The sequence below is a fragment of the Streptomyces sp. NPDC048185 genome (assembly GCF_043202495.1).
In the GTDB taxonomy this organism is placed as follows: domain Bacteria; phylum Actinomycetota; class Actinomycetes; order Streptomycetales; family Streptomycetaceae; genus Streptomyces.
In genome coordinates this window covers 180,079-196,932 of sequence record NZ_JBIDAN010000006.1, presented here as the reverse complement: position 1 = coordinate 196,932, position 16,854 = coordinate 180,079, and the positions used below count along the sequence as shown (strand labels likewise).

Below are 16,854 nucleotides of genomic sequence, written 5' to 3'. Positions count from 1 at the left end.
CAAGCATGCTTGCATGAATTTCGCGCGGAAGGCCGCGAAGGCCGGGGCCGGGGCGAGGCGGGCCGGGACAGGGCCGGGCAGGCCGGGGCGAGGCGGGGCGGAAGCGCCGCGGCCCCCGTACCGGGGGCGAACCGGGGCGGGGGCCGGGGGCGGAGGTGCCGGAAGGAGGTGCCGCGCGTCCAGCGTGTGCCCGTTGGAGGCTGCCGGACAGGGGGCCGTCTACTGCCCGTCCGCTCCCGCCCCCGGCAGCTCGCGCTTCGCGCGGCCGCGCCGTCCCACCTGCGTGCGCACCGCGCCCATGCTGGCCGCGACGACCAGGGCGATGGCGGCGGACTGGGCGGCGCTCAGGGCCTGGTCCAGGATGAGGAAGCCGGCCGTCGCGGCGATGGCGGGCTCCAGGCTCATCAGGATGGCGAAGGTCGGCGCGGGCAGCCGCCGCAGCGCGAGCAGCTCGAGCGTGTACGGCAGGACGGACGAGAGCAGGGCCACCCCGGCACCCAGCGCGAGCGTCACGGGGTCGATCAGCTTCGACCCCGACTCGGCGATGCCCAGCGGCAGGAACAGCACCGCGCCGACCGCCATGGCGAGGGCCAGCCCGTCGGCCTGCGGGAAGCGGCGGCCGGTACGCGCGCTGAAGACGATGTACGCGGCCCACATCACGCCGGCCCCCAGCGCGAAGGCGGCACCGGCCGGATCGAGACTGTCGAAGCCGCCGCCGCTGAGCAGGAAGACGCCGGCCAGGGCGAGCGCGGCCCAGACCAGGTTGACCGCGCGGCGGGAGGCGAAGACGGACAGGGCCAGCGGGCCGAGCACCTCCAGGGTGACGGCGGGGCCGAGGGGGATGCGGTCGACGGCCTGGTAGAAGAGGCCGTTCATGCCGGCCATGGCGATGCCGAAGACGACGACCGTGCCCCAGTCGGCCCGCGAGTGGCCGCGCAGCCGGGGCCGGCAGACCAGGAGCAGGACGACGGCGGCGACGACCAGCCGCAGGGTCACCACGCCGAGGGCGCCGGCCCGGGGCATGAGGCTCACCGCGAGCGCGGCGCCGAACTGCACGGAGATGCCGCCGGCGAGGACCAGCCCGACCGGGCCGAGGGAACCCCACCGGCCCGCCGGGGCACCACCCGGCGCGGGCGCGTGGCCGGCGGCCTGCGCCGCCTCGGGGCCCGCCGTGGAGGCGGCCGGGGAGGGGGTGCCGGGGGTGGCGCTGGAGGTGCTCACGAGGGCTCCGGGTCGGTCTGCGGGTCGATGTCGTTCATCGTGCTGTACGGCACAGTCCAGGGTAGTGGACTCGGTCAGGCGCGTAGCCCTGCCATGCAACTGTCGGGGGCGGGGTGTGCGGCTGTCAACGGACGTCCGCCTGGCGGGCGGGGGCCTCGCCGGACGGGCCCGCTCACCGAGGAGGTAGCGTCCGCGGCGTGAGACGACTCCTTGCCCGCCTCTGGCGCCTGCTGCGCCCGCTGCAGAGCCGCATCATGTGGTTGCTGAACGCCAAGTTCGTGGTCGGTGTGACCGGGGTCGTGCGGGACGACGAGGGCCGGGTCCTGATGCTGAGGCACCGGATGTGGCCGCCGGGCCGCCAGTGGGGTCTGCCGAGCGGCTTCGCACGCAAGGGCGAGGACTTCCGGGCCACCGTGGTGCGCGAGGTCGCCGAGGAGACCGGCCTGGACGTCGAGGTGGGCCGGCTGGTCATGCTGAACAGCGGTCTGCGCACCCGCCTGGAGGTGGCGTACGAGGCCCGTCTGCTGGGCGGCGAGTTGCGCCTCGACCCGTTCGAGATCCTGGAGGCCCGCTGGTGCCGCCCGGACGACCTCCCCGAGGGGACCCAGCCGGTCTGCGGTCCGCTGGTGCGGGGCGAGACGGCTCCGTGAGCGGTCGCCCCGGGGCGTCGGAGACACCGGTGGCGGGTCGGGCGAGGGCCGCCGCCGGTAGCCGTGACGTCGCCCGTCCACCGGGCGCGGGCCGGCGCGGCTCCGGTCACGCACGGGTGCCCCCGGCCGCCCACCCGGAGCACGGCTCCGTAGAGTGACCGGGCCGCCCCCACGGCGCCCGTGCCCTCAGCTGAGTTCGGAGTCCCGGCAAGTGCTCTTCGACGTCACCCGCGGCGAACTCGCCGACATCTTCGGCGAGGACCGGCTCGCCACCCTGCCCGCCACCGCCTTCCCGCCCTTCGCGGCGGACACCGAGGGCGCGCGCCTCCTGGGGACCGTCGGCGTCCCCACCGGGACGCTCTCGCTGCGCGAGCCCGACGAGGAGTCCGGCCGGCTGCCTCTCGTCCGGGACGTCGTGCACGCCGAGGACTTCGAGACCGCCCCGCGTGGCGCGGGCGGCTGGCCCGTCATCGGCTGGCTGCTCAACGCCCACCTCGCCCTGGACCCCGGCAGCGGCACGGTGTACGCCGTCGACCCCGACGAGGAGACCGTGCGGGAGCTCCACACGGACGTCTCCTCGCTGGTCCGGGTCACCGTCCGGTTCCAGCGCCTGCTGGAGGAGTTCACCTTCGGCGACGACGACGAGGAGGCCGGCTTCGAGCGCCTGGACCGCGAGGTCGAGCGCGTCCGCCGGGAGACGGACGGCCTCGACCCGCTCCCCTTCCAGGACGACGAGACGGTCTGGTCGGTGGTCGGCGACGAGATCGCCATGGGCCAGCGCTTCGCGGCCGGCAGCCCGGCAGCCCGCTCGCTCTACGGCTGACCGCCCGCCGCCGGTCAGGCCATGCTCTTGGCGCCGTCCAGGGACTCGCGGATGATGTCGGCGTGGCCGGCGTGCTGAGCGGTCTCGGCGACGATGTGCATCAGCACCCGGCGCGCCGACCAGTGCGTGTCCTGGAACCACGGGGCCTTCGGCAACGGCTGCACGGCCCCCAGGTCGGGCAGGGTGGCGACCAGGCCGTCGGTCCGGCGGGCCACCTCGGCGTAGTCGGCCAGCACACCGGCCAGCGTCTCACCGGGCAGCATCCTGAACTCGTCGGCCCGCCGCTCCCAGTCGGCCTCGGTCATGGCCGTGAAGTCCCCGAACGCCGACGGGCCGTCCAGGAGGAAGTCGCCCCACTTCCGCTCGACCGAGGTCACGTGCTTGATCAGCCCGCCCAGACAGAGCTCGCCGGCGGTGGTCCGCAGCCCGGCCTGCTCGTCGGTGAGGTCACGGGTGGTGAAGCGCAGGAAGTGCCGGTGCTTGGCCAGCATCGCCAGCAGGTCGTCGCGCTCGCCGGAGACGGCCGGGGCCTCGGCCGCGTCACGGACGGCCAGGTCGTCGGTGGCCAGGTCTCGGGTGGTCGACTCGTCGAAGGTCATGGTCGTTCTCCGTCTTCCGGTGTTCCTGTGTCCCTCGGTCGAGACCACGCTATGAGGCATCGAGGTCAGATCCCGTCCTAGATCGAGCACCGGAAGGCGCGGAACCCCGAGACGGTCTAGTGGGCGACCTCTCCGCCGCCCATCAGCAGCCCCAGCCCCTCCGTGTCGTCGAAGACGTCCCCGGACAGCCGGGTGACGCCCTCGGTGGACGGCCCGTCCGCGGTGCCACGCAACAGGTACGCGACCCCGTCGACCGTGTCGCTGCCGGGCGCGGTCACCACGAGGTCGGCACGTCCGTCGCCGTCCAGGTCGGTGAGGCCCACGGCGCCGCCGAAGTCGGCGTCACCGCCGGGTGCGGCGCCGAGGTCGTCGCCGTCGAACAACCGGGCGCCCTCACCGCTCAGCCCGTCCGGGCCACCCGCCAGGAACAGCACCTGCTCCGGGCCCGGCTCGCCGTACACGTCCCAGCGGGGAGCACCGGCCACCACGTCCTCGTATCCGTCGCCGTCGACGTCCCCGGTGTCCAGGGCGACGAAGACGGCGTCCTCGTCCTGGGGTTCCTCGCCGGGCACGCCGGGCGTGGCGCGGTCGACGGTCGTCGTACGCCGCCCCGGCCCGGCCTCCGAGCCGTACACCACCGTCACCGAGCTGCGGCTCGCGTCACCGCCCCGGGGGCTGAGGACCAGGTCGTCACACCCGTCCCCGTCCACGTCACCGACCGCTCCCTCGCCCGCGTCGGGGAGCCGCGTGTCCTCGGGCTGCGTGAAGCCGTCCCGGCCGCCGTGCAGGTAGCTCACCGGCCGCCTCTGCTCGCCCCAGGGCGCCTCTGGGTCCGGGTCGGCCGCGTGGAAGCTGACCAGGTCGTCGGCGCCGTCGCCGTCGAGGTCCCCGGCCAGGAGGTCGCCGTAGACGGCGTTCTCGACGTCCGGCGCGGGCCTGCGCGGCGCGGGGACGCGGCCCGTGCCGGCCGGGGCGCCGTCGCGTCCGAAGGGGCCCACGAGCAGCCCCTTGTCGGAGCCGAGCCCGAAGACGAGGTCGGCGTGCCCGTCCCCGTCGAAGTCCCCGCCGACGAGCTGCTCGTCCAGGATCGGGTCGTTGTCCCAGGCGACGTGGCTGCGGTCCGTGCCCGGCACCCTGGTCGCGCGCGACAGCCCGTCCTCGGAACCCCACACGATGATCACGCTCGGCTTCCAGTCGAAGACGGAGGCGGCGAGGTCGGTGTACCCGTCCCCGTCGAGGTCGCGGGCCACGACGTCCGTCCCGAAGAAGGCCTCGTCACGGTTCTTCCCGGGTATCCCGGCGTCGTCCTGCGTCAGGTACTGGCACCGGCCGATCCCGGTCCCGGCCCCCGTCCCGTACGCCACCTCGATGCTCCCGCCCCCGCTCCCGCCCGGCACGCTCCCCAGGGAGCCGAAGGCCAGGTCGGGGTGCCCGTCCCCGTCGAAGTCGGCGGCGCCGTCCGGGGCGGGCGCGGTGGCCGCGGTGCCGCGGACGCCGGTACCGCAGCTGTACGGCGCGGCGAGGCCGGCCGGCTCGTCGTCGGCCACCACCGCACCCACAGCGACCGCCAGCGCGACGACGGCCGCACCGCCCCCGGTCAGCCACGCCCGCTTCCCGCCCCACCGCCGCGGCGCCTCCGCTTGATCACCCGAACCGTCCATACGGACGATCACGCGAGGCCCGCGGCACCCGGTTCCACCGCCGTCGGACCGGCCGGCGCCCTACGGCCGGCCGGAGCGGACTCGCCGGCGTCAGCTCCGGTCAGGCCTCGGTCGTGCCTGCCGTGCGGGTGGGCCCGGGACCCCGGTCGGACACCGGGGCCGAGGATCACCCCCCGGGCCTACGCCGAAGTACCGCCCCGGTCCGACGCGCCGGGTGGCCGTCCGGGCCTAACTTCGCCTGCATGAACCGGAGATCACGCACCGCCGCCCTGGCCGCGTTGCTCACCTGCGCCCTGTCCGTCCCGCTGCTGGGCGCCGCGCCCGGCGCATCGGCGGCCCCGCCCCGGGCGGTCCAGGCACCGTCCGCCGTCGCGGAGCCCGAGCTGCCCGCGCCCGCCGGGCCCCACCCGGTGGGCCGGCGCACCCTGCACCTCGTCGACCGGAGCCGTACGGACCCCTGGGTACCGGCCGTGGGACACCGGGAGTTGATGGTGTCCGTGTCCTACCCGGCCCGTCCGTCGGGCGGGGCGCCCGCGACGTACATGACCACCGAGGAGGCGCGGCTCCTGCTGGAGGAGAGAGGGCTCGGCGGAGTGGTGCCGGCCGGGACGGTCGCCGGGACGCGCACCCATGCCCGGGTCGCCGCTCCCCCGGCGCCGGGCCGCTTCCCCCTGGTGCTGCTGTCCCCCGGCTTCGGGATGCCGCGCACCACGCTCACCTCGCTCGCCGAGGACCTGGCCAGTCGCGGCTACGTCGTCGCTGCCGTGGACCACGCCTACGAGTCCGTCGGCACGGAGTTCCCCGGCGGCCGGATGCTGCCCTGCGTGGCGTGCGAAGAGGTCGATCCGGGGCCGGAGCAGGCGGCCGTCGTGCGCGGGCGCGCCGCCGACCTGTCCTTCGTCGTCGACGAACTGACGGCGCACCGGGGCCCCGGCGCCGCCTTCTCCCGCATGATCGACACGCGGCGGATCGGGGCCGCCGGACACTCCATCGGGGGAGCGGCCGCCGCCGCGACCATGGCGGCCGACCGGCGGGTGCGGGCGGGTGCCGACCTGGACGGTGACTTCTTCGTCCAGGCCCCCGGGGCCGGGCTCGGCGGGCGGCCCTTCCTGATGATCGGCGCGGAGGCCACCCACCGTCCCGGCAGCACCGGCACCGACTGGGCGGAGGCCTGGAACCGTCTGCACGGCTGGAAGCGCTGGCTGACCTTCGACGGCGCCGGGCACTTCTCCTTCACCGACTTCCCCTGGCTGGGGGACCAGCTCGGACTGCCCGACCCGACGGTGCCGCTGTCGGGCGAGCGGAGCTGGTCCCTCACCCGCGACTACGTCGCCGCCTTCTTCGACCTCCACCTGCGCGGCATCCCCCGGCCCCTGCTCGACGGCCCCACGCCCTCCCGCCCGGAGGTCGCCTTCCACCGGCCGTAGGGCCCCCGAACCGTCACTCGCGCGCCAACCCCTCCGCCAGCACCTCCGCCAGGTGCCGCCCCCGCACCCCCGCCAGCTGCTCCAGCTGGGTCCGGCACGAGAAACCGTCCGCCAGAACCACCGCGCCGTCCGGTGCCTCGCGCACCGCCGGCAGCAGCCGGTCCTCGGCGCAGGCGGCCGAGACCTCGTAGTGGCCGTCCTCGAAACCGAAGTTGCCCGCGAGGCCGCAGCAGCCGCCGCTCAGCTCACCGGTCAGGCCCGCCGCCTCGCGCAGACGGCGGTCGGCCGCGTCACCCAGGACCGCGTGCTGGTGGCAGTGGGTCTGGCCGGTGACCGGCCGGTCCACGGCGGGCGGGGTCCAGTCGGGGGCGTGGCGCTCCAGGGCCTCCGCGAACGTCACCACGCGGGCGGCCAGCCGGGCCGCCCGCGGATCGTCGTGGAGCAGTTCCGGCAGGTCCGTGCGCAGGGCCGCCGCACAGCTCGGTTCCAGGACGACGACCGGCGCCCGCGTCTCCAGCACTGGCGCCATCAGGTCCAGCGTGCGGCGCAGCACCGCGCGGGCGCGGTCCAGTTGGCCCGTGGAGACGTACGTCAGGCCGCAGCAGACCCGGCCCCGGCGGACCTTCGACAGGGCGGTCGCCGACCGCGAGGCGCCGTCCCCGACGGCCCGTCCCCGCAGCGTCGGCGGCAGCACCACCCGCAGCCCCGCCGCCTCCAGCACCCGTACGGCCGCCCGGCCCACGGACGGTGACAGGTGCTCGGTGAAGGTGTCGGGCCACAGCACCACCAGCTCACCGGACGGCCCGGGAGCCGGACGCCGCCCGCGCCACCACGCGCTGAACGTCTCCCCCGCCAGCCGCGGCAGCTCCCGCTCGGCCGCGATCCCGCCCAGCCGTTTCGCCACCGCGGCCAACGGCCGGACGGAGGCGAGGGCGTTGACGACCGGAGCGGCCCGGGTCCGCGCCACCCAGCGCAGCCACACCGGCAGCCACCCCATCGCGTAGTGGGCGGCCGGGCGGCGCCGTCCCGCGTAGTGGTGGTGCAGGAACTCCGCCTTGTACGTGGCCATGTCGACCTCGACGGGGCAGTCGGAGCGGCAGCCCTTGCAGGACAGGCACAGGTCGAGGGCGTCCCGTACCTCCGTCGACCGCCAGCCGTCGGTCACCAGCTCACCGGCGAGCATCTCGTGCAGCAGGCGGGCCCGTCCGCGCGTGGAGTGCTCCTCGTCCCCCGTCGCACGGAAGGACGGGCACATCACCCCCGGGCCGGTCACCGACGCCGTACGGCACTTGGCGACTCCGACACAGCGCCGCACCGCCGCCGAGAAGTCGCCGCCGTCGGCCGGGTAGCCGAACACCACGTCCACCGGCTCGCGCGGCAGGACGGAGAAGCGCAGGTTCGCGTCGAGCGGCGCCGGACGGACCAGCATCCCCGGGTTGAGCAGGTCGTCCGGGTCCCAGACGCCCTTGGCCCGCTCGAAGAGGGCCACCGTCTCCTCGCCGTACATCCGCGGCAGCAGCTCCGCCCGCGCCTGCCCGTCCCCGTGCTCCCCGGACAGCGAGCCCCCGTGCGCCACGACCACGTCCGCCAGCTCCTGCGAGAAGCGGCGGAAACGGGCCACGCCCGCCTCCGACAGCAGGTCGAAGTCGATGCGTACGTGGATGCAGCCGTCCCCGAAGTGGCCGTACGGCGTGCCCCGCAGGCCGTGGGACGTCAGCAACGCCCGGAAGTCCCGCAGATAGGCGCCCAGCCGTGCCGGCGGCACCGCGCAGTCCTCCCACCCCGGCCACGCCTCCGCCCCTCCCCCGGCCCCCGTCCCGGAGGTGCCCGCGGGCATCCGCGTCGCCGTGCCGCTCGCGTCCTCCCTGATCCGCCACAGCGCCCGCTGCCCGGCCGGGTCGGTCACCACCAGCGCGTCCACGACGTCCGCGGCCCGCACGACCGCCTCCGCACGCGCGCGTGCCTCCGCCTCCGTGTCGCCGCCCGTCTCCACGAACAGCCACGCCCCGCCCCGCGGCAGCCCGTCCGAGGACGGCACCAGATCCACCGCCATGCCCTCCACCGTCAGCGGGCCGAGCGGCAGCAGCCCGGCCGCCGCCTCCGCCGCCCCGGACTCGTCGGCGTAGCCCAGCACCGCGAGGGCACGCGCGCGGGGCGCCTCGACCAGCCTCACCACCGCCTCGGTCAGCACGCCCAGCGTGCCCTCCGAGCCGCAGAAGGAGCGGGCCACGTCCGCGCCGCGCTCCGGGAGCAGCGCGTCCAGCGCGTAGCCGGAGATACGGCGGGGCAGGGCGGGGAAGCCGGTGCGCAGCCGCGCCAGGTCGCCGTCGACCAGCTCGCGCAGGCCCTCCGGGGCCCCGGCCCAGTCCCGCCCGAGGCGCAGCCGGCGTCCGCGTGCGGTGAGCACGGTCAGCTCGCGCACGCTGTCCGCCGTCGTGCCCCAGGCCACCGAGTGGGAGCCGCACGCGTTGTTGCCGATCATCCCGCCGAGCGTGCAGCGGCTGTGGGTCGACGGATCGGGGCCGAAGCGCAGGCCGTGCGGGGCGGCGGCCTCCTGGAGCCGGTCGAGGACCAGGCCGGGCTGGACGACGGCCGTGCGCGTCTCCGGGTCGACCGAGACCAGCCGGTTCATGTGCCGGGTGAAGTCGAGCACGACGCCCGTCCCCGTCGCCTGCCCGGCGATCGACGTGCCCCCGCCGCGCGCCACGACCGGCACGCCGCGCTCCCGGCACACCTCCAGCACGGCCGCGACGTCGTCGGCGTCCCACGGTGCCACCACACCGAGCGGCACACGACGGTAGTTGGACGCGTCCATGGTGGTCAGCGCCCGGGAGGTGACGTCGAATCCGACCTCGCCCCGGACGGCCCCGCGCAGTGCTGCCTCCAGATCGGTCATGCGTCCAGGATGGCTTCTCGTAGGTCGGTACAGGTCCGCAAGGCGGAGATCTCGTCTCATCGGACGGACATGTCACCGTCCGGTTTCGCCCAGGGGGTAGCCTCCGGCTCGTGGCTGAGATCCAGATTCCTGCTGACATCAAGCCCGCGGACGGTCGATTCGGCGCGGGTCCCTCCAAGGTGCGGGTGGAGGCGCTGGACGCGCTGGCCGCCACCGGTACGTCCCTGCTCGGGACCTCCCACCGCCAGGCCCCGGTCAAGAACCTGGTCGGCAAGGTCCGTGAGGGCATCCGCGAGCTGTTCCAGCTCCCCGACGGTTACGAGGTGATCCTCGGCAACGGTGGCTCGACGGCGTTCTGGGACGTCGCGACGCACGGCCTGATCGAGAACAAGTCGCAGCACCTCACCTTCGGCGAGTTCTCCTCCAAGTTCGCCAAGGCGGCCAAGCTCGCCCCCTGGCTGGCCGAGCCGACGGTCGTCTCCGCCGACCCGGGCACCCACCCCGAGGCGCGGGCCGAGGCCGGCGTGGACGTGTACGCGTTCACCCACAACGAGACCTCGACCGGCGTCGCCATGCCGATCAAGCGTGTCGCCGGCGCCGACGAGGGCTCCCTCGTGCTGGTCGACGCCACCTCGGGTGCCGGCGGCCTGCCCGTCGACATCGCCGAGACCGACGTCTACTACTTCGCCCCGCAGAAGTCCTTCGCCTCCGACGGCGGCCTGTGGATCGGCGTCTTCTCCCCGGCCGCGATCGAGCGCGCCGAGCGGATCCACGCCTCCGGCCGGCACGTCCCGGAGTTCTTCTCGCTGCCGACGGCGATCGACAACTCCCGCAAGAACCAGACCTACAACACCCCGGCGCTGGCCACCCTGTTCCTGCTCAACGAGCAGCTGGAGTGGATGAACGGCCAGGGCGGCCTGGACTTCACCGTCCGCCGCACCGCGACCTCCGCGCGCACGCTGTACGGCTGGGCGGAGGACGTGAAGTTCGCGACGCCGTTCGTCACCGACCCGGCGAAGCGGTCGCAGGTCATCGGCACCGTCGACTTCTCCGACGACATCGACGCCGCCGCCGTCGCCAAGGTGCTGCGCGCCAACGGCATCGTCGACACCGAGCCGTACCGCAAGCTCGGCCGCAACCAGCTGCGCGTCGCCATGTTCCCGGCGATCGACCCGGCGGACGTCGAGGCGCTGACCAAGTGCATCGACTACGTGATCGAGAAGCTGTAGTCGTTTCTCCCGTACGACGACGGAGGGCGCCCCGCGGATCACCGCCGGGCGCCCTCCGTGTGTGTGATGCCCGCGGGAACTTCCCGGGCTTGAAGCTGACACCGTGTGAGGACCTAGCGTTGTGGCTGTGGGCGACGACGGGACGTGGTGGACGGTGGGCGAACTGGCGCTGGCGTCCGGGGTGTCGGTGCGGGTGTTGCGGCACTGGGACGCGTTGGGCGTGGTGTCTCCCGCGCGGACGTCGAGCGGCCACCGCCGTTACGGACCCGCGCACGTCACCCGTCTCTACCGGGCGATGGCCCTGCGCCGGACCGGCCTGGGGCTCCGGCGGATCGCCGCTCTGCTGGACCACGAGGATCCGGACCCGGCGGCGACGTTGCGCGCCCACCTCGGCGACGTCGAGGAGGACCTCGGACGGCGGAGCCGCCTCCGGGACCGGCTCGTGGCCGCGCTGGAGAGTCCGGAACCGGACCAGTTGATGAAGGTGATCGAGACCATGACCATGTTCGAGCAGTACGTGCACGGCTACCGGTCCGAGGAGAGCACCCGGCTCGCGGACCAGGCCGACGCGCTGGTCGAGTTGCTGCACGGCGACACCCGCTTCGAGCCCGGCCAACGGGTCCTGGAGATGGGGTGCGGTGTGGGTGCGCAGACCACCGCCCTGGCGTCCCGCAGCCCCCACACGCACTTCGTGTCGGCGGACGTCGCCCCCGAGTCGCTCGCGACGGCCTCGCGTCGCGTCGCCGCGGCGGGGCTGACGAATGTCGAGTTCGTCGAGAAGGACGTGTTCGCCCTTCCCGAGCGGGAGGGCGGATTCGGCGACGGTTCCTTCGACCACGTCTTCGTGTGCTTCCTGCTCGAGCACCTGCCCGATCCGGCCGACGCGCTGCGACGGCTGCGGCGCCTGGTCCGGCCGGGTGGCACGATCACCGTCGTCGAGGGGGACCACGGCTCCACCTATTTCCATCCGGACGACGAAGCCGCGCGTGCGGCCATCGCGTGCCAGGTGACCCTGCAGCGGCACGCCGGCGGTGACGCCCTCATAGGCCGTCGGCTCTTCCCCCTGCTGCACGGAGCGGGGTGGTCGGACATCGCCGTCGGCCCGCGCACCGTCTACGTCGACGGCAGCCGGCCGGACCTGGCCGAGAGCTTCACCAGACGCACCTTCACCGCGATGATCTCCGGTGTCCGGGAGCCCGCGGTCGCGGCGGGGCTGATCGACCCGGGCACCTTCGACGCGGGCATCGCCGCGCTGCGACGCACCGCCGAACCCGACGGAGTGTTCTGCTACACGTTCTTCAAGGCGGTCGCGCACCGCCCGGCCTGACCCGGGCGGGCCCGCGCACACCCACCGGCGACCGCCGTCCCCGCCTCCTCGTGGCCCCGGGCCGGCCGCTCCGGCCGGCCCTACCGGCTCAGCCGCACGAGGGCCCTGCGGAATCAGCGGCGCCGGAACAGCCGGCGCATCCCGAACAGCGCCGCGCACGCCACGATCAGGCCGACCGCGCCGACCTTGAGCGTGTTGCCACCGGCCCCGTCCTCGCCGGAGGCCTCGGACCCGCCGCCGTCGGACGAGGCGCCGTCGCCGCCCGACGAGCCTCCGGGCGCGTCCTCCGCCTTCACCGGGCTGTTCGCCCCCTCCATACCGAGCAGCAGCTTCTTGCCGTCGGCCGTGTACGTGGCCGACTCCCCCTGTCCCAGGGGCACGCTGATCCGGCCCTTGCGCTGGATCTTGCCGTCGTTCCACGCGTACCAGATGCCGCCGAGGTAGCCGCGCACGGCGAGCTGCTCACCGTCCGGGGAGAACGCGGCGTCGGTGGCCCAGAGATCGACGGGGACGGTGGGCCGGAAGACGTTGGTGCCGGAGGAGGACAGCGTCGCCGGGCCCTCGTACAGGTGCCCGCCGTCCTCGTTCTTGTCGATGATGTAGACCCGGCCGGTCTTCGGGTGGACGACCATCGACTCGGCGTCGCGGGCGCCGTCCGCGTACTTCACGACGTACTGCGTGGCCTTGACCGTCTGGTCCTTCAGTTCCTTCGGCTCGGGCAGCTCGTAGATCCACACGTACGGCCAGGTGCCGCCGAGGTTGTCGCCGATGTCGCCCACGAAGATCTTGTTGCCGGGGCCGATGGAGATCGCCTCGACGTCCCGGGGCGTGCCCACGCCGGAGAGGGCGACGCGCGCCACGGTCTCGCCGGTGGCGCCGTCGACGGCGTACAGGTAGGGCCCGTTGTCCTGGTCGTTGTGCGTCCAGTAGATGCCGGGGTGGAGGCGGGAGGCGGCGAGGCCGCTGGACTCGGTGATGCGCGGGTCCCTGATCGTGAACCCGTCGCTCCCGTCGTCCCCCTCGGCGACGGAGGCGGGCACGGCGAACGCGCCCACGAGAAGGGCCGAGGCGAGGAGGGCGAAAGATCGGCGCATGCGCCAAGCCTGCCATCCCGCGCGGGGGTTCACGGTGACGGTCGTCCCGGGTGGCCGGGCTCACATCGCGCCGGCCAGTCCGATCGTCCATGATGAGCGGATGCTCAGGTTCATGTTCGTCGGTGACTCCATGACGATCGGGAGCGCCGGCGAACACACCTGGCGCTACCGCATGTGGCAGCACCTGCGGGACTCCTACGGCCGCCCCTTCACCTTCGTCGGCCCCCGCGAGACACTGCACGACCCGTCGACGGACGCCCCGACCTCGCACGCCTACGCCGTCCCCGACTTCCCCCGGGCCCACCTGGCCGGCTGGGGCGAGGGCTGGCACCACATGACGCCGGTCATCGGCGAGACGGTACGGTCCTGCCGCGCGGACGTGCTCCTGGTCTCGCTGGGCCTGATCGACCTCGGCTTCTACACGAACGCGGAGCAGACCGCCGACAACGTCCGGGCCTTCGTCGCGGACGCCCGGTCGGCGAACCCGCGCGTCCGCGTGGCCGTGATGCCGGTGCTGCACAACATCCGGGTGGACACCGACGCGCCCTTCGCCGACCAGGTCCACCGCTTCAACGACCTCCTGGCCAAGACGGTCACCGACCTCGACGAGCCGGGCTCCGCCCTCCTCCTCGTCCCGCCGCCGGCGTCGTACGACTTCCACACCGACACGTACGACGGCACCCACCCCAACGAGGACGGCGAGCACAAGATCGCGGGCGCGTTCGCGAAGGCGCTGCACGAGGAGTGGGGGCTGGGCGGGCCGTACTCCGGCGAGTCCTAGTCTGCTGGCATATGCGCGGCCTGCCGTGAGCTGACCTCCGTGCGTATCGTTGTACCGCGCGGCTGCTCCGGCCCGTGGGACAGCCGGTGAGAAGCGCCACGATGACCGTCCTTGACGACAGGATCGCCATGGCCGACGCCAACACCCAGCGCCTGGACGAGTGGTTCGAGCGGCTGGAGCGGATGCCCGTCCCCGAAGGATTCAGGGTCGAGATCGTCGGGGGCAACGTCCACATGACACCGCAGCGGGACACGCACTGGGGAATCATCCGCCGGATCGTACGGCCCATCGAGGACCGGTTCGGCATGAACGTCGCCGTCTTCTCGGACGTCCGCATCGACTTCCCCGGCCATGAGAACGGCTTCTGCCCGGACGTGGCCAAGCTCCGCGAGGGAGCGGAGCAGGACGACACGGGTCACTGGCGCCACCAGGACGTCGAGTTCGTGGCCGAGGTCATCTCCCAGGGCACCGCCGCCAACGACTACGGCCCCAAGAAGCATGCGTACGCCGCCGCCGAGGTCCCTCTGTACCTCATCGCCGACCCCTACCAGGGCAGGTGCCACATCTTCACCCACCCCAAGGACGGCGACTACACGACCGAGACGCGGGTCGCCTTCGGGCAGGACCTGGACCTCACCGACACCGTCCTCGGCCTCACCCTCCCCACCGCCGACTTCCCCCGCGACTGACCGCTCCGAGCCGCTTGCCTGGAGCGCACTCCAAGTCGTTGGCTTGGGGACCATGAAGTACACGCAGCTCGGACGCACAGGACTCAAGGTCAGCCGGCTCGTCCTCGGCACCATGAACTTCGGTCCGCAGACCGACGAGGCCGACAGCCACGCGATCATGGACGCGGCGCTGGACGCGGGCATCAACTTCTTCGACACCGCCAACGTGTACGGCTGGGGCGAGAACAAGGGCCGTACCGAGGAGATCATCGGCAACTGGTTCGCCAAGGGCGGCGACCGGCGCGACAAGACCGTCATCGCCACCAAGGTGTACGGCAACATGGCCGCCGACGGCGACGCGTGGCCCAACCACGACAAGCTGTCCGCCGTGAACATCCGCCGGGCCGTCGACGCCAGCCTGAAGCGGCTGCGGACCGACCACATCGACCTGTACCAGTTCCACCACATCGACCGCGCCACCGGCTTCGACGAGATCTGGCAGGCCATCGACACGCTGGTCCAGCAGGGCAAGGTGCTGTACGCCGGTTCGTCGAACTTCCCCGGGTACAAGATCGCCCAGGCCAACGAGACCGCCGCCCGGCGCGGCGGCACCATCGGCCTGGTCAGCGAGCAGTGCCTGTACAACCTGGCCGAGCGCCGCGCCGAGATGGAGGTGATCCCGGCCGCGCAGGACTACGGCCTCGGCGTCATCCCGTGGTCGCCGCTGCACGGCGGGCTGCTGGGCGGGGTCATCAAGAAGGAGGTCCAGGGCGGGCGCAGGGCCTCCGGGCGGGCCGCCGACACCCTGGCCGCCCCCGCGAAGCGCGCGCAGATCCAGGCCTACGAGGACCTGCTCGACAAGCACGGCGTCGAACCCGGCGAGGCCGCGCTGGCCTGGCTGCTGACCCGGCCCGGCGTGACCGGCCCCATCGTGGGTCCGCGGACCGCCGAGCAGCTGGCGTCGGCGCTGCGGGCCGTGGAGCTGGAGCTGTCCGACGAGCTGCTGGCCGGACTGGACGAGATCTTCCCGGGGCCGGGGCCCTCTCCGGAGGCCTTCGCCTGGTAGGGCGCGCGGGGCTCGGAGGTGGCGGCGGCCCTCGGCTAACCGAGCGCCGCCGCCACCGCCACGACGACGAGCATCAGCACGAGCACACCGGCCATGATCCGGTTACGGGTCTTCGGGTCCACGCCCCCGAGCCTAACCGGCCGCACCGAGCGGGCTGCGGGCGACCGTCTCGTAACGGGGCTGCTCTCCCGGCACCCCGGACCTCGGCAGGTTGCTGCGCACCAGCGCCAGGTCCGTCACGGTCCAGGTGCGGCTGGTGAATCCGTCCAGCGCGTCGACGTACGGTGCCACGTCGAACGCCTCCCGGCCGCGGGCCACGGTGAGGTGGGGATGGTAGCGCCGGTGCTCGCCCATCTCGACGCCCGCCCTGCGCCCGGCCGACTCCGCGCGGTCGGCGAGCAGCCGCAGCGTCGCGAGCTCACCGTCCGCGCCCGCCCACAGGGCCCGCCCGTGCCCGAACTGGCCGCCGCCGCGCAACGCCAGCTCGAAGGGCGCGGTACGGTGCGCGGCTCGCTCCAGGCGGGCCGACAGGTCCGGCACGACGTCGGTGTCGACCTCGCCGTAGAAGGCCAGCGTGAAGTGCCATCCCGGGCGCCCGGTCCAGCGCAGCCCGTCGGCGCCGGGCAGGCGCCTCAGCGCGGCCACCTCGGTGGCCAGGGAAGCGGTGACGTCCTCGGGGGGCAGCACGGCGGCGAAGAGTCTCATGCCGGTCAGTCTCCCCCGGAGAACACGCGTACGTCCGCGCGTGCCCCGGTCACCGTGCGTATCGTTGTACCGCGCGGCTGCACTCGCGTCGGGGGCAGCCGGGGAGGAGCGCCACGATGACCGTCCTTGACGACAGGATCGAGATGGCCGAGGAGAGCACCGAGCTGACTCTGGACGTCATGTTCGAGTGGCTCGAGAAGTTGCCCGTCCCCGAGGGATACAAGACCGAGATCGTCGGGGGGCACGTCTTCATGTCGCCGCAGCGGCACCATCACTTCGAGATCATCTTCGACATTCTTGAGCAACTGCGCGTCACGTACACACGCAAGCAACTGGCCTCTGACGTGCGGATCGACTTCCCCGGGCGGCTCAACGGATTCGCCTGCGACGTCGCGGCCATCGCCGAACGCTCGGTGAAGGACGGCAAGGGCCACTGGCGCTATCAGGACGTCGAATTCGTCGCCGAGGTCATCTCCAAGGACACCGCCGCCAACGACTACGGCCCCAAGAAGGACACCTACGCCGCCGCCGGCGTCCCGGTGTACCTGATCGTCGACCCGTACACCGGCGAGTGGCACCTCCACACCCTGCCCAAGGACGGCGAGTACCACGGCTCCGTCAGCTTCGGCTTCGGCGAGGACGTCGACCTGACCGGCACCGTCGTCGGTCTCGCCCTCAAGACCGACGACTTCCCCCGCGACTGACCC

General features: G+C 73.5%; 15 protein-coding genes. 9 read left to right on the top strand and 6 right to left on the bottom strand.

The window, feature by feature from the left end; genetic code table 11:
- Nucleotides 1-219: 219 nt before the first annotated feature.
- A complete protein-coding gene (locus ACGF3H_RS19610; RefSeq protein WP_362489981.1) occupies nucleotides 220-1,221 on the bottom strand; it encodes an EamA family transporter in 1,002 nt (333 codons plus the stop codon).
- 197 nt (nucleotides 1,222-1,418) lie between these two features.
- On the opposite strand from ACGF3H_RS19610, the gene ACGF3H_RS19605 reads away from it, so the two are divergent.
- Both ACGF3H_RS19605 and ACGF3H_RS19600 read left to right on the top strand, forming a co-directional pair.
- A complete protein-coding gene (locus ACGF3H_RS19605; protein ID WP_362489979.1) occupies nucleotides 1,419-1,871 on the top strand; it encodes an NUDIX domain-containing protein in 453 nt (150 codons plus the stop codon).
- Nucleotides 1,872-2,082: 211 nt separating this feature from the next.
- Nucleotides 2,083-2,694, top strand: coding sequence for an SUKH-4 family immunity protein (locus ACGF3H_RS19600; protein WP_362489977.1), 612 nt, complete (start codon nucleotides 2,083-2,085; stop codon nucleotides 2,692-2,694).
- Between the two features lie 14 nt (nucleotides 2,695-2,708).
- Here the strand turns inward: ACGF3H_RS19600 and ACGF3H_RS19595 are convergent, their stop codons facing one another.
- Nucleotides 2,709-3,293 carry a DinB family protein gene (locus tag ACGF3H_RS19595; RefSeq protein WP_393816513.1) on the bottom strand — a complete coding sequence of 195 codons (585 nt, stop codon included), beginning with the start codon at nucleotides 3,291-3,293 and terminating at the stop codon, nucleotides 2,709-2,711.
- Between the two features lie 116 nt (nucleotides 3,294-3,409).
- Nucleotides 3,410-4,966 carry a VCBS repeat-containing protein gene (locus tag ACGF3H_RS19590; protein WP_362489975.1) on the bottom strand — a complete coding sequence of 519 codons (1,557 nt, stop codon included), beginning with the start codon at nucleotides 4,964-4,966 and terminating at the stop codon, nucleotides 3,410-3,412.
- A gap of 230 nt (nucleotides 4,967-5,196) precedes the next feature.
- On the opposite strand from ACGF3H_RS19590, the gene ACGF3H_RS19585 reads away from it, so the two are divergent.
- A complete protein-coding gene (locus tag ACGF3H_RS19585; protein ID WP_362489974.1) occupies nucleotides 5,197-6,381 on the top strand; it encodes an alpha/beta hydrolase in 1,185 nt (394 codons plus the stop codon).
- A gap of 13 nt (nucleotides 6,382-6,394) precedes the next feature.
- On the opposite strand, the gene ACGF3H_RS19580 is transcribed toward ACGF3H_RS19585, so the two are convergent.
- On the bottom strand, nucleotides 6,395-9,277 hold the full coding sequence (locus ACGF3H_RS19580; RefSeq protein ID WP_362489972.1) for an FAD-binding and (Fe-S)-binding domain-containing protein: 2,883 nt from the start codon (nucleotides 9,275-9,277) through the stop codon (nucleotides 6,395-6,397).
- 110 nt (nucleotides 9,278-9,387) lie between these two features.
- Between ACGF3H_RS19580 and serC the strand changes: the two genes are divergently transcribed.
- On the top strand, nucleotides 9,388-10,506 hold the full coding sequence (gene serC / locus ACGF3H_RS19575) for a phosphoserine transaminase (protein WP_362489970.1): 1,119 nt from the start codon (nucleotides 9,388-9,390) through the stop codon (nucleotides 10,504-10,506).
- A gap of 127 nt (nucleotides 10,507-10,633) precedes the next feature.
- Nucleotides 10,634-11,833: a methyltransferase domain-containing protein gene (locus tag ACGF3H_RS19570; RefSeq protein ID WP_362489969.1), complete on the top strand. Its 1,200-nt coding sequence runs from the start codon at nucleotides 10,634-10,636 to the stop codon at nucleotides 11,831-11,833.
- A gap of 113 nt (nucleotides 11,834-11,946) precedes the next feature.
- On the opposite strand, the gene ACGF3H_RS19565 is transcribed toward ACGF3H_RS19570, so the two are convergent.
- Nucleotides 11,947-12,927: a WD40 repeat domain-containing protein gene (locus ACGF3H_RS19565; protein WP_362489967.1), complete on the bottom strand. Its 981-nt coding sequence runs from the start codon at nucleotides 12,925-12,927 to the stop codon at nucleotides 11,947-11,949.
- Between the two features lie 100 nt (nucleotides 12,928-13,027).
- On the opposite strand from ACGF3H_RS19565, the gene ACGF3H_RS19560 reads away from it, so the two are divergent.
- The 3 genes from ACGF3H_RS19560 to ACGF3H_RS19550 all read left to right on the top strand — a co-directional run bounded on the left by ACGF3H_RS19560 (nucleotide 13,028) and on the right by ACGF3H_RS19550 (nucleotide 15,442).
- Nucleotides 13,028-13,708, top strand: a complete 681-nt coding sequence (locus ACGF3H_RS19560) for an SGNH/GDSL hydrolase family protein (RefSeq protein ID WP_362489965.1) — start codon at nucleotides 13,028-13,030, stop codon at nucleotides 13,706-13,708.
- A 101-nt stretch (nucleotides 13,709-13,809) separates the two neighbouring features.
- Complete coding sequence (locus ACGF3H_RS19555; protein WP_362489963.1) at nucleotides 13,810-14,397, top strand: Uma2 family endonuclease; 588 nt, start codon at nucleotides 13,810-13,812, stop codon at nucleotides 14,395-14,397.
- Nucleotides 14,398-14,449: 52 nt separating this feature from the next.
- Nucleotides 14,450-15,442 (top strand): aldo/keto reductase, encoded by a 993-nt coding sequence (locus ACGF3H_RS19550; protein WP_362489961.1) that lies wholly within the window; start codon nucleotides 14,450-14,452, stop codon nucleotides 15,440-15,442.
- A 132-nt stretch (nucleotides 15,443-15,574) separates the two neighbouring features.
- Here the strand turns inward: ACGF3H_RS19550 and thpR are convergent, their stop codons facing one another.
- Complete coding sequence (gene thpR, locus ACGF3H_RS19545) at nucleotides 15,575-16,147, bottom strand: RNA 2',3'-cyclic phosphodiesterase (protein ID WP_362489960.1); 573 nt, start codon at nucleotides 16,145-16,147, stop codon at nucleotides 15,575-15,577.
- Nucleotides 16,148-16,263: 116 nt separating this feature from the next.
- On the opposite strand from thpR, the gene ACGF3H_RS19540 reads away from it, so the two are divergent.
- Nucleotides 16,264-16,851 (top strand): Uma2 family endonuclease, encoded by a 588-nt coding sequence (locus tag ACGF3H_RS19540; RefSeq protein ID WP_362489958.1) that lies wholly within the window; start codon nucleotides 16,264-16,266, stop codon nucleotides 16,849-16,851.
- The last annotated feature ends 3 nt before the right edge of the window (nucleotides 16,852-16,854 follow it).